Annotated in this window: 8 protein-coding genes; 3 read left to right on the forward strand and 5 right to left on the reverse strand. The window is 57.0% G+C overall.

Annotated features, from left to right (window positions below):
* The first annotated feature begins 61 nt into the window (after window positions 1-61).
* A complete protein-coding gene (locus E4P01_RS17680) occupies window positions 62-4,777 on the forward strand; it encodes a DUF6543 domain-containing protein (RefSeq protein ID WP_248130100.1) in 4,716 nt (1,571 codons plus the stop codon).
* Between the two features lie 548 nt (window positions 4,778-5,325).
* On the opposite strand, the gene E4P01_RS17685 is transcribed toward E4P01_RS17680, so the two are convergent.
* The 3 genes from E4P01_RS17685 to E4P01_RS17695 all read right to left on the reverse strand — a co-directional run bounded on the left by E4P01_RS17685 (window position 5,326) and on the right by E4P01_RS17695 (window position 7,685).
* The gene (locus E4P01_RS17685) at window positions 5,326-6,225 is read right to left on the reverse strand and encodes a hydroxymethylglutaryl-CoA lyase (protein WP_216091726.1); all 900 of its coding nucleotides are present in this window, start codon (window positions 6,223-6,225) and stop codon (window positions 5,326-5,328) included.
* Window positions 6,226-6,241: 16 nt separating this feature from the next.
* On the reverse strand, window positions 6,242-6,634 hold the full coding sequence (locus E4P01_RS17690) for a MerR family DNA-binding transcriptional regulator (protein ID WP_005789203.1): 393 nt from the start codon (window positions 6,632-6,634) through the stop codon (window positions 6,242-6,244).
* Between the two features lie 115 nt (window positions 6,635-6,749).
* Complete coding sequence (locus E4P01_RS17695; protein ID WP_032880570.1) at window positions 6,750-7,685, reverse strand: LysR family transcriptional regulator; 936 nt, start codon at window positions 7,683-7,685, stop codon at window positions 6,750-6,752.
* A 150-nt stretch (window positions 7,686-7,835) separates the two neighbouring features.
* Here E4P01_RS17695 and E4P01_RS17700 point away from each other — a divergent pair, with 150 nt between their 5' ends.
* Window positions 7,836-9,065, forward strand: a complete 1,230-nt coding sequence (locus E4P01_RS17700) for an acyl-CoA dehydrogenase (protein WP_005789200.1) — start codon at window positions 7,836-7,838, stop codon at window positions 9,063-9,065.
* A 120-nt stretch (window positions 9,066-9,185) separates the two neighbouring features.
* Here E4P01_RS17700 and E4P01_RS17705 read toward each other — a convergent pair whose 3' ends face one another.
* A complete protein-coding gene (locus tag E4P01_RS17705) occupies window positions 9,186-10,517 on the reverse strand; it encodes a phosphate ABC transporter substrate-binding/OmpA family protein (protein ID WP_216091725.1) in 1,332 nt (443 codons plus the stop codon).
* Window positions 10,518-10,670: 153 nt separating this feature from the next.
* Window positions 10,671-11,483, reverse strand: coding sequence for an exodeoxyribonuclease III (gene xthA / locus E4P01_RS17710; RefSeq protein WP_032880573.1), 813 nt, complete (start codon window positions 11,481-11,483; stop codon window positions 10,671-10,673).
* A 168-nt stretch (window positions 11,484-11,651) separates the two neighbouring features.
* Between xthA and E4P01_RS17715 the strand changes: the two genes are divergently transcribed.
* Window positions 11,652-12,302 (forward strand): GNAT family N-acetyltransferase, encoded by a 651-nt coding sequence (locus tag E4P01_RS17715; RefSeq protein WP_216091724.1) that lies wholly within the window; start codon window positions 11,652-11,654, stop codon window positions 12,300-12,302.
* Window positions 12,303-12,352 lie beyond the last annotated feature (50 nt).

Raw genomic sequence — 12,352 nt, forward strand, 5'->3', positions numbered from 1 at the left:
ACCGTTTGAAGCGCGAACGATCGCACATTGATCGTTTGTTCCTTCAAATGGAGTTTGGTAAATGAGTGAGCTTGATCAACCTGGCAGCAGTCAATCAACGGCGGTGCAGAGCGTTCATGCACGGGTGATACAGGACCGGTTGCCGTCCTGGTACGGCGCCGCCGACCTTAAGCGCAAAAAGGAGTTTTCTGAAACGCAGTTCGCGATGCCCGAATGGTATAAAAACTTGTCGTCGGGTAAAAAGTTGAAGCTGAGTGATGCTTACATCCGCAGCTTTAATTCGCTGAATAGACTGGATGACAGTTTTAATGGGCTTAAAGGGGTTGTGGATTTTGCCGAACCACTTTTAGTGGCGGCCATGAAAGAAAAATTCGGTGGGCGTCACAATGTAAGGCAGCTATTTTTTGCCACTGAAAAGTTGATGCCGGCTGATCGCTCTAAAGTCTTTGGGCGAGAGGCATCATGTTATTGCTATTACGAAGGTGTTAGTCTGCTTGAGGCGGCATTAAAGAACTTTGCGATAGAAGATACCCTTGAGGTGGCCGATCAGAACGCCAGGCTTATCACTCAGTATGATTTTCATCGACAATCGCCCTCTTATACGTTCAATCATACGCAAACGCTCGGCGGTAGAGTCTCGATACAACCTCATTTGTTTGCCAGCCTGTGCCGAGAATTGGATTTGGGTACGCAATACTTGAGGCATGTCGAGTCGTTTATCTGTCCCGAAGACACACCCAACTTTGCAGCGGGCACCGCCACCAAGACCATGCGTAATCGCATGTTGAATTCGGCCAGGTATCAGTTCCTGTTCGCCGCCGAGGTAGCGCTTGGGTGCGGGGATATTCAAGAAGACACCTACCAGGTGATGCGGAAAACAGCGGATAACCATCAGGAATTAAAGTGGCGAGAGAAAACACTCACTTATTCGGGACTTAAGTTGCTTGGGCAGCCGCTGGCGCAAATTGTTGTTATAGGTAATGTCAATGTGCAAGTTGCTCATCGCAGCCTGGTGTTCATGAATGAGCCTTGTGTGGTGTTCATTCCAGGAGATCCTGTTTGTATGTTGAAGGAATACTCGAGTTTGACAAGCTTCAAACTTGATTTGGTTGAGCGATTGTGTTTGGTAAGTTATCGAAGGTTTTTTAGTCAGTTCATACCCTACGAGCGACAAGGTGTATTTTTTACTAAGCTCAAGCGGCATCTTGATCCCTCCGGTAAATTTTCTGAACGTGAAGATTATGATTCTGACAAAAAGGATCTCAGGGGCGTCACCGCTTCTTATGGGGGGCGTTTTTCGGTGTTGTGGCGCGAACACGCTTGGCAAAAAGCCAATCTAATACTGAGGAATGCGCAAGCGATGGCCGTTTCCAATGATGCGGCGGATCAGCGTGCACGTAACGCCTGGTTGGTCAAAATGGGCAGCATGGCTTTGAATGTATTGAATGTTGCAGTTTTTATTTTCCCCGAGCTGGCTCCCGTGATGCTCGCAATTGGGGCAGCGCAAATGTTATGGGAGGTCGCATCGGGAATAGCGGCGTGGGACGAAGGGGATACAAAAGCGGCATGGGCCCACGTTTCGGCCATTGCCTTTAATGTATCTACGGCGGCGGTGGGGGCCAAGTTGTTTCCGCTGGTCAAGACGGCATTTGTTGAAAGCCTGGCCCACGTTCGTTGCCCCGATGGCAATATCCGTCTGTATTCTCCTGACCTGAGGCCTTATCAGCGCCAGGTCACAATGCCTGATGGTCTCACGGCCAATGAAGACGGATTGTTTGAACATGAAGGGGGATTATACCTGCGGGAAAAAAATAACACGCATTACTTGGTGGAGCGGATGGGTGCCAGCAATGACTTTAAAATCCTGCATCCGGACAACCCGGCGGCTTATACCCCAAAGGTAAGCCGTACGGGCGCCGGGGCGTGGGCACATGAGCACGAGAACCCGATGACATTGACCGGGCCGCAGTTGATGCAGCGGTTGGGCCCGATGGCAGAGCGTTTTGCCAATGAGCCTCTTAAGCTCGAACGCATAGTGCAAATGACTGCAACGGAAGTGGACACTCTACGTAAGATACATACAGACCAGGCAGCACTGCCCGCGCTACTGACCGATACCTTGAAGCGACTTGAAATGGATAATGTCGTGGCAGAGGAAGTTTCCACTGTCAGGGCCTCACAGAGAGCGGCGTATCAATCTGACCTTTTCACCCAGCGCTACGCCGCCGCCGAGGGTGGAGAAAGCGCGACAGTAAGGTTTATCAAACGCTTATTCCCTTCTCTACCCACGGCGGTTGTCGAGGAACTGTTGAACGGTGCCAACTCCTCCGAAATGCAAGCGCTCACCGAGCGCCAACGCATGCCGCAGAACTTGGCTGAAGAGGCCCGTCATTATCAGCAGCAGGTGCGTTTGGCGCGAACGTATGAAGGGTTATACCGAAAAACCCTGGCCAATGACGACACGCAACGCATGGTGCTGCACAGTCTGGATAAGCTTCCTGGTTGGCCATCAGACCTGCGCATTGATGTTGTCGAACGGCTGCCGGGTGGAGAGCGCCTACTGGATTCGGTGGGGCCAGAGAATGCGGCGGTCAAGCGTCGTTTCATCAAGTTCGGTCCCAAGAACCTTTATGAGGTACAGGACGAAAAAATCGCGGTATTGAACCATCAGGCGGACATCTATGGGGCTGTACAGTCAGCAGTTTCACCTGAGGATTGGAGGGCGATGAACCTGACGGCCTCTGATCTCGGCGCGAGTCTGAAACAGGCACTGGAGCAAATGCCGCTGATGCCTCGCGATGAACTGCGTGCGTTGCTGCGCATGCAGCCTGCCAAACCACGCTACAAACCGCCAATGCGCCTTGCCGATGGACGCTTTGGTTATCCATTGAGCCCGGTAGGCGGTGCGGGTCGTCGACCTTATGCATGTGAAAGGGCAGCGTTAGACCTTTATCCGTCAACGTCCATCGAGGAGGTGGATCAGATGCTGGGGCTAGAGGGCGTCAACGATATTGGATTTATGGCAAAAATGGATTTGCTCAAAGACGAGTTCAAGCAACTCAATACAGACTTGGACGCCTGGCGGGCCGACGGTGATAGCCAGCAACGCAGGACCCGTGGCCGGGTCGCCGATGCAATCAAGGATGCATGGCAGCGTCGGTCGCCGCAACAGGCCGTGGCCGCCGAGCAAGAGCGCATGGCGTACATCCTGCGCTTGGCTGATGAGCAACCCGGTGAGTTACCGGCGATTACGGCGAACATGGACCATGTGGACTGTTTGGATTTATCCAGAATGTACCTTTCGGATGCGTCCTTGCCCTTCTTGAGCGCATTCGGCGGTGTGCGCTGGTTGGATATCAGCTCTAGCAACTTCACGCAGCTGCCGGAGTTTGCCAACGGTGGAGCGGATTTGACCTGGCTCGATGTGAGTGGTAACGACATTCGGTTGACGAGGCAAGGCCAGACGCAACTCGAAGGCATGCAGCGTTTGACCGTACTTAACCTCTCCCATAACCGTCAGTTGGGATGGGCCGCCGATCTGAGCAACATGCGTGACTTGAACCGGCTGAATCTGGCGAATACCGGAACGACGACCTTCCCCAGAGGTGCCGGGCGCCTGCATAACCTGGACTGGATCGATCTGCACACAAACGCGATTACTCAGCTGCCCGAGTACGCCGTTGAGAATCCGGACCGAATCAACGTGCATGAAAATCCTGTGTCGCAAGTAGTCCTTACCGATGACCACGTCACCCTGGCTGAGGCGCGCAGGTTGTGGCTGCACGATTCCCCCCCAGCCATGCAGGCCGGTCGCGGCGAAATGTGGGACCAGCTCAGTTCCAGTCCCGAGGCGGCGGCATTTTTTACCGTGGTGGCGGACACAACCCGTTGTGCAGAGTACAAATCCGGGGTTACCCGGCCGCAACTGGCGGAGCGCGTTTGGGACATGATTGGGGCCGTCCATGAGAACCAACACACTCGCGATGTATTGTTTAAATCAGCTGATGATCGCGTTACCTGTGGTGACGGGAGTGTGCTGGAGTTCATGAACATGGAAACTGATCTGTTGGTGGAAAAATCGCTTGAGAGGGTCGGAGAGCATGACGTTGAGGCGACCCTGATTGGCACCGCAGAGCGACTATTTCGCCTGAAGTTGGTAGATATCATCGCTGAGCGTGACGTCGAGGCGCGCGGGCCGGCCTTCACCGAGCAGGCCGAAGTCATCTTTGCTTATCGCTCCGGCTTGGCGCAGCGACTGGATTTGCCGATCAAATCCCTTGAAATGCTCTATCGCCCTATCGCGGGTGTGGCCCCGGAGACTCTTGATGCTGCCTATGTACAAGTGCTTGAGGGCGAAAAAAACATCAGTGAAAAAAGTCATTTTTTTGTGGACATGGAATTTTGGAGAAACCAACTTCGCGCCCAATACCCACAGGACCTCAGCACCCTGACGATGGCCGATTTTGAGGTAATAACCGAGAAGCAAGAGGCGTTGGAAAAGGTGGTAGATCTGCAGAACACACAGGATGACCTTGTAGAGCAGGATGCAAAGAAGGCTTGGCAGCTAGAGTACGAGACAGCGGTTAACAGAGTTGCCAGCCTGCTGGGTAAGAGCCGGGATCAAATTCTGGCCGATGGGTCAATGACCAGTGGTTTCTATAACCAGGAAATGAAACAACTGAGGGCGCAGCGACAAGCCAAGGAAACAGCTGCGCTGCGGGCTTTGACGGTTACTGTGCTTAACCAATTTTCGACGAAGAAGGTGGCATCCGCCTAAGTCACATAAGTGCAAACAGCACAAAGGGGACCCGAAGGTCCCCTTTAATTTGTCGTTGCGTGCTCTTTTCTTATTATTGAGGGGCGGCCTGTTGTTGTTTTTGGTAGCCGTGGCCCGTACCGCTATTTTTGGCGACCCCCATCCGGGGTCAAGAGCAAACGTATTTTTTTGAGCGCTGACCTGCTTCTTCGTAAACGATCCAACCAGTGGTAGCTACCTGAGGTAGTTTTATTTTTCTCTATCCGGTTGCGGGTTGCGGCATGCCGTACCCTGCGAAGCACATCTTCTCCAAAAAAATCTGTTAGCTGCGTCTCTGCCGTGTTGTTTTTGTTATGTCAGAGTCGTTTCGTCTTGTTTTTATTAGGTTTGGCGCTTTTTATTCTTGTTATGCCATAGAGATAGCAGGAGCCATGCCAACTTTTTAAATTCGTTTAAAATCATGTAGTTAGTATTTATCGGGCAAATGGTTTTGCCTAGGCATGACGAATTATGTTCCCGCGTTACCCGTTGTGCAGGTGTGCGGTAACACATTGTCACAGCTGTGCTACTCAACTGGCGTTACGCACCTTCGCAACACGGGACCCGCTAGGTCGACCAAGGACGTGGCTGATCTGCCGGCCTGCGCCAATCAAGCGTTCCAGGTCGATCCCCGTTTCGATCCCCAAACCGTTGAGCAGGTACAACACGTCTTCGGTGGCCACGTTACCGCTGGCGCCCCTGGCGTAAGGGCAGCCGCCGAGGCCCGCGATAGAGCTGTCGAATACATTTATGCCTTCCAGCAGGCTGGCATAGATATTGGCGATGGCCTGGCCGTAGGTGTCATGGAAATGCCCGGCCAGCTTGTCCCTTGGCACTTGCGCCCCGACCACTTCGAACAGGCGCCGAGTTGCGCCCGCGGTGCCCGTGCCGATGGTGTCACCCAGGGACACTTCATAGCAGCCCATGGCGTACAGCTCACGGGCGACCGCGGCCACTTGCTCCGGGGCGATATCGCCTTCGTAAGGGCAGCCCAACACGCACGACACATACCCGCGCACACTGATGCCGTGCTGTTTGGCGGCGGCCATGATCGGCGCGAATCGCTCCAGGCTTTCGCTGATGGAGCAGTTGATATTGCGCTGGGAAAACGCCTCGGACGCCGCGGCAAACACCGCAACTTCCTTGACCCCGGCCGCCAGCGCATCCTCGAACCCGCGCAGGTTCGGCGCCAGTGCACCGTAGGTCACGCCGGGCTTGCGCTGGATCTGCGCGAATACCTCAGCCGAGCCGGCCATCTGCGGCACCCATTTGGGCGAGACAAAACTGCCGACTTCGATATAGCTCAAGCCGGCTTCGCTCAACGCGTTTACCAGCTGGACTTTGTCCGCCACGCTGATGGGCTGGGCTTCGTTCTGCAAACCGTCGCGTGGGCCGACTTCCACCAGGCGCACGTAAGAGGGGAGGGACATGGCAGTTACCTTCTGGTTAATGGCCGGCTTGGCTCATGGTGTGCGCAAGGGCCTGGGTGCAGCGCTCTTCAGCGGTGTCCAGTTCCAGCTTCATTTGTTCGATATCCAGCAGTTGCTGTTCCAACTGTTCGCGGCGTTCGGCGATCTTGGCCAACATGCTGTTGAGCTGGATCTGGTTACCGCCGCTGGGGTCGTAGAGCTCGATCAGTTCGCGGCATTCGGCCAGGGAAAAGCCGATGCGCTTGCCCCGCAGGATCAGCTTGAGGCTGACTTTGTCCCGCGCCGAGTAGATACGCTCCTGGCCCCGACGTTCCGGGGCCAGTAGGCCTTGTTCTTCATAGAAGCGAATGGCGCGGGTGGTGATGTCGAGCTCGCGGGCGAGGTCGGAGATGCTGTAGGTGGTGCTCATGGCGATGCTCAAGAAAGGCTTGGCGCTAAGCTAATTGCAGGTTGACGTGAACGTCAAGGGGCGCTGCGCGTGCCATCGGGGGCAAGCCCCCTACCACAATGGGTATTCTTGAACCTTAGGATTGCTGTTTGTCGAGCTTCTTTTCGTGGGCGGTGACTTGCTGGCACAACTCGATCATCTGCTCACGCATCCAGCGGTTTGCCGGGTCCTGGTCGGTGCTTTCATGCCAGTACAGGTGGGTTTCCACCGGGGGCACGTCGTTGACCGGCAGGTTGAACCAGTGCAGTTCATGGCGACGAGCGAAGCGTTCGGGCACGGTCATGACCATGTCGGTCTGCTGCAACACTTGCGAAGCCATCAGGTAGTGCTGCGAACGCAGGGCGATCTTGCGTTGGATGCCCATTTTGCCCAGCGCCAGGTCCACATGGCCCAAGCCATTGCGACGGCTGGAGATATGGATGTGGGTCAATGACAGGTAGTCATCCAGGCTGAATTTGTCCTTGCCTGCCATGGGGTGACCCTTGCGCATGGCGCACACGTAGCGGTCTTCCATCAATTTGACATGGCGCACCTGCGGGTCGGTGTTGAGCGGCGCATCCACGGCAAAATCCAGGCGCCCGGCGGCCAGTTCCTTGGTGGTCTCACGGCGCTTGGACAGGAAACTCTCGATCACCACGGTCGGCGCCAGGCGGCGCAGGCGCTGGAACAATAACGGCAGAATCACCGCTTCAGTGAGGTCGGTCATGCTGATGCGGTAGGTCTTGGCGGCCTGCTGGGGATTGAAAATCCGGCTTTCCTGCACCGACACGCGCAGCAACGACAGGGCATTGCGCACCGGGCCGATGATGTTCTGCGCCATCGGTGTGGGCACCATGCCTTGGGCTGTGCGTACAAACAGCGGGTCGTTGAAGGTTTCGCGCAGACGTGCCAAGGCGTTGGACACTGCCGGCTGGGTGATGCCGACGATCTGCCCGGCGCGGGTCAGGTTGGCTTCGGTATAGATCGCATCAAAGACGATGAAGAGGTTGAGGTCGACCTTGCTCAAATTCATTTCGTTGCGCTCTTATTGTGAGTGTCCATGCGCCGATCATATATCGGTGATGAATGTTAATACACGCCGAGAATAGGCTAGGTAAATTATCAGCGCTGTTCTAGCATCGAATACATGACCTAAACAACCTCTCAAAGAAGGGAGCTGCTCATGGATTTCGCCTATTCGCCCAAGGTTCAGGAACTGCGTGAGCGCGTCACTGCGTTCATGGACGCATACGTCTATCCGGCCGAGCCGGTGTTTGAGCGCCAAGTCAGCGAAGGTGATCGCTGGCAGCCCACGGCCATCATGGAAGAACTCAAGGCCAAGGCAAAAGCGGAGGGCTTGTGGAACCTGTTCCTGCCGGAATCCGAGCTGGGCGCTGGCTTGACTAACCTTGAGTACGCGCCGCTCGCGGAAATCATGGGGCGTTCCTTATTGGGCCCGGAGCCGTTCAACTGCTCCGCTCCCGATACCGGCAATATGGAAGTGCTGGTGCGCTACGCCAACGAAGAGCAGAAACAACGCTGGCTTGAACCACTGTTGCGTGGCGAAATCCGCTCGGCCTTCGCCATGACCGAGCCCGATGTTGCCTCCTCGGATGCCACCAACATGGCCGCCCGCGCCGAACGCCAGGGCGATGAGTGGGTGATCAACGGCAAGAAATGGTGGACCTCCGGCGCCTGTGACCCGCGTTGCAAAATCCTGATCTTCATGGGCTTGAGCAACCCGGATGCGCCGCGCCATCAGCAGCACTCGATGATTCTGGTGCCGGTAGACACCCCCGGCGTGAAAATCGTGCGCCCGTTGCCGGTGTTCGGCTACGACGATGCCCCCCATGGCCACGCCGAGGTGCTGTTCGACAACGTGCGCGTGCCGTATGAGAACGTCTTGCTGGGGGAAGGTCGTGGCTTCGAAATCGCCCAAGGCCGCCTTGGCCCGGGCCGCATCCACCACTGCATGCGCTCCATCGGCATGGCTGAGCGTGCCCTGGAATTGATGTGCAAACGCTCGGTGAGCCGCACCGCGTTCGGCAAGCCGCTGGCCCGTCTGGGCGGCAATATCGACAAGATTGCCGACTCACGCATGGAAATCGACATGGCGCGCCTGCTGACCCTGAAAGCGGCGTACATGATGGACACCGTGGGCAATAAAGTGGCGAAAAGCGAAATCGCCCAGATCAAGGTGGTGGCGCCGAATGTGGCCTTGAAGGTGATCGACCGTGCGATCCAGATCCATGGCGGCGCCGGGGTTTCCAATGATTTTCCGCTGGCCTATATGTACGCCATGCAACGTACCCTGCGCCTGGCGGATGGCCCGGACGAAGTGCACCGCGCGGCGATCGGCAAGTTCGAGATTGGCAAGTATGTGCCGCGGGAGATGATGCGCGGCGGGCAGTAACACCGCGTCACCTCTATCGGGAGCAAGCCCCCTCCCACATTTTGACTGTATTCACAAATCCAAGTGTGGGAGGGGGCTTGCCCCCGATGAGGCCAGTCCAAGCACCTCAAACTCCAAGGCTCAGTACACCCAAACCTCCACCCGCCGATTCTTGATCCTACCTTCGTCCGCGGTATTCGCCGCCACCGGCATCTGGGCGCCAAACCCGCGAATATCCTTGAGCACCACGCCGCTCTTTGCCAGCTCGCGGCGCACCGCCATCGCCCGTAACTTCGACAGCAACGCCGCACGTTGCGGATCGTTCTTGGTATCGCCAAAGCCCACCAGCGTGACCTGCTTGTTCAGCTTGCCGTGGCTTTTGATATAGGCCACCACCCGCTGCAAATCCTGGCGTGCCTTGTTGTCGAGGCTGGCGCTACCCTCTTCGAAGCGAAAATTTACCGTCAGGCGCTGAGCGTCGCGGGCGATGGCCTGGTAGTCGTCAGGCATTGACGGGCGAGGTGTCACGCCGATCGCCTGCACCTGCTGGGCGATAAACCCATTGGCCGCCACAATCGCTTGGCCTTTACTGGATTGGGTAAAGTCCACCAACGCCTTGGCCCACGGATTGCGGGAGGAGGGCGGCAGATAAAAGAACAGCCGTCGCGACAGCGGGTAATCTTCGGTGGCGATGAGGCTGGTCAGCGGCAACATCGGTTGCGAGGCGCCATCGGCAATCGCCACTGCTTTAGCCTGACGCACATAGGGCAGGCCGATAAAGCCGATACCCTGGGGGTCCTGGCTGACTGCATCGGACAGTTGTTCGCTGGATTCGAAACGCTTGGCTGACGGCGCGAGCGGCTGCTGACGTCGGCTCAACACCAGCTCCCTGAAGGTGTCGTAGGTGCCGGACTGATCATCAGGGGCATATAAATGAATGGCACCGCCACTCCCGCCCAACGCCTCCCAGGTGCTGACTTCGCCGTTGAAGATCTGGGCCAACTGCTCGGTGTCAAGAGTATTGAGTGGGTTGCGTGGGTTAACAATGATCGCCAGGCCATCAATGGCGATGACCTGTTCGGCATCGGGGCTTTTCAGGTCGCCCAGAGGTTCAAGGTCCACCAGTTCGCCGTCCTTGATCGGGCGGGACGCGGCGGCGAGGTCCGCGCGGGTATTTTTCAGCGCGGCAAAGCCGGTGCTGGAACCGTGGGCCGCGACTTCGATGGTCACCGTCTTGCCTTGGTGCGTCGTGCCGACCACGCTCTGTTCATTTGCCCCGGCGCCCGGTTCGCTGCGCACATCCCGTAAGCCTTGATGCTCCATCAAACCCATGACCAACGCCGGGCCGAGTGCCGCGCCGATGGTGTTGGAGCCCTGGATGCGCAGGGCGGGACCTTGGCCGGGGACGGGAAGAGGGGCTGCCACGGCGGGGAGGGCGATCGCAATACACAGGAACAGAACGCGCAGCATCATGCCGGCACCTTCTCAAGCCAAAGGAAGTGCCGCGAGATTAAGTCAGTTGGGTTGCAGCAATGTGACTGATGCATCGCAAGGCTAAATGTGGGAGGGGGCAAGTCGAATCGTCGCACCGCCCCTCCCACATTTAGATCTTCACCAGGCTTGCTATCAGCTCAGTTCCAACCAGATCGGTGCATGGTCCGACGGCTTCTCCAAGCCACGCAAATCGTAATCCACCCCGGCATCCTTGACCCGTGGCACCAGCCCGGTGGACGCCATGATCACGTCAATGCGCAGCCCGCGCTTGGGCTCATCCTCAAACCCACGGCTGCGATAGTCGAACCAGCTGAAACGGTCGGTCACGTCCGGGTTGAGGTGGCGGAAGCTGTCCACCAGGCCCCAGTTCTTCAGGCGCTCCATCCACTCGCGCTCCTCCGGCAGGAAGCTGCACTTGCCGGTTTTCAGCCAGCGCTTGGCGTTATCGGCGCCGATACCGATGTCGCAGTCTTGCGGGGAAATGTTCACGTCGCCCATCACCACCAGCGCCTGGTCATTGCTGAACTGGCTTTCCAGCAGGTGCTGCAAGTCTTCATAGAAGCGCTGCTTGGCCGGGAACTTGGTGGGGTGGTCGCGGCTTTCGCCCTGGGGGAAGTAGCCGTTCATGATGGTCACCGGGTGGCCGTTTTCATCGGCGAAGGTGCCCCAGATAAAACGACGCTGGGCGTCTTCTTCATCGCTGGCAAAACCTTTGTGCAGGCTCAAGGCCGGCTGGCGCGAGAGCAGGGCCACGCCGTAATGGCCTTTCTGCCCGTGGTAGTACACGTGATAACCCAAAGCCTGCACTTCGGCCAGCGGGAACTGATCATCGTGAACCTTGGTTTCCTGCAGGCCGATCACGTCAGGTTGATGCTTTTCAATCAGCGCCGCCAGCTGATGAGGGCGAGCACGCAGCCCGTTGATATTGAAGGAGACGATTTTCATGGTCGGCAGTCCAGTCTGGCAAAAGGGCGATGCTAGCCGACAAGTCGGACGGGGGCCAGCGTGGCGGTAGGGTGAATGCGCTGCTAATGTCTGGGAACGACTGGAGCTGCACAGGTTCGTACCCATAAGAACGCCATGTTTGAGTGGCGCCCAGGGAGATTGACTGTTATGCCAGACACTTCGATGGCCACTGCCGAAATCCGCCTGCTCAATAGCGGTTATTCCCGTGAAGCGCGATCCCTGCTTTACCAGGCGTATCGCCATGAACCGACCTTCGCCTATATCTTCGAAGCCGAACGGCCGGGTTATGAACAACGGGTGCGCGCCACCGTGCGCGAATTGGTCAAACAGCACTTTTTTCAGAAGCTTCCCGCCATCGGCCTGTTCGTCAACGACCGGCTGATCGGTATCGCCCTGATTGCGCCGCCGCAACGACGCCTGGGCATCACCGAGAGCTGGGCCTGGCAAATCCGCATGTGGCTGAGTACCGGCGTGCGCGGTACCCGGCGTTACCTGGAATACCATCAGGCAGTCCTGGCGTGCCTGCCCAGCGAGGCCGTGCATGTGCTGCCGTTGCTGGGTATTCACCCACAGTTCCAGGGCCAGCATCATGGTGAGCAACTGCTTGAAGCAGTACACAATTGGTGCGCCGACGATCCGCACTCCTCAGGTGTGGTGCTCGACACCGGCAACTCCCGTTACCTGGATTTCTACAAGCGCCAAGGCTATGAGGAGATCGGTGAAGTCGCCGTAGGGCCGGTGCTGGAGCATGTGTTTTTCCATCCCAATCCCCAGGCGTTACATCCTGCAACGTCTTAGGACAGAATTATTCAGACAAATCCGAGTTCAAAGTCCCTCCCTAGCTCGTG

Source organism: Pseudomonas sp. NCIMB 10586 (assembly GCF_023127895.1).
Classification (GTDB): domain Bacteria; phylum Pseudomonadota; class Gammaproteobacteria; order Pseudomonadales; family Pseudomonadaceae; genus Aquipseudomonas; species Aquipseudomonas synxantha_A.

Bases quoted from the DNA above. Each gene is read 5' to 3' on its own strand.
- E4P01_RS17685 (WP_216091726.1), bottom strand. From the start codon at position 6,225: ATGTCCCTCCCCTCTTACGTGCGCCTGGTGGAAGTCGGCCCACGCGAC.
- E4P01_RS17705 (WP_216091725.1), bottom strand. From the start codon at position 10,517: ATGATGCTGCGCGTTCTGTTCCTGTGTATTGCGATCGCCCTCCCCGCC.
- xthA (WP_032880573.1), bottom strand. From the start codon at position 11,483: ATGAAAATCGTCTCCTTCAATATCAACGGGCTGCGTGCTCGCCCTCAT.
- E4P01_RS17695 (WP_032880570.1), bottom strand. From the start codon at position 7,685: ATGAATTTGAGCAAGGTCGACCTCAACCTCTTCATCGTCTTTGATGCG.
- E4P01_RS17700 (WP_005789200.1), top strand. From the start codon at position 7,836: ATGGATTTCGCCTATTCGCCCAAGGTTCAGGAACTGCGTGAGCGCGTC.
- E4P01_RS17690 (WP_005789203.1), bottom strand. From the start codon at position 6,634: ATGAGCACCACCTACAGCATCTCCGACCTCGCCCGCGAGCTCGACATC.
- E4P01_RS17715 (WP_216091724.1), top strand. From the start codon at position 11,652: ATGCCAGACACTTCGATGGCCACTGCCGAAATCCGCCTGCTCAATAGC.
- E4P01_RS17680 (WP_248130100.1), top strand. From the start codon at position 62: ATGAGTGAGCTTGATCAACCTGGCAGCAGTCAATCAACGGCGGTGCAG.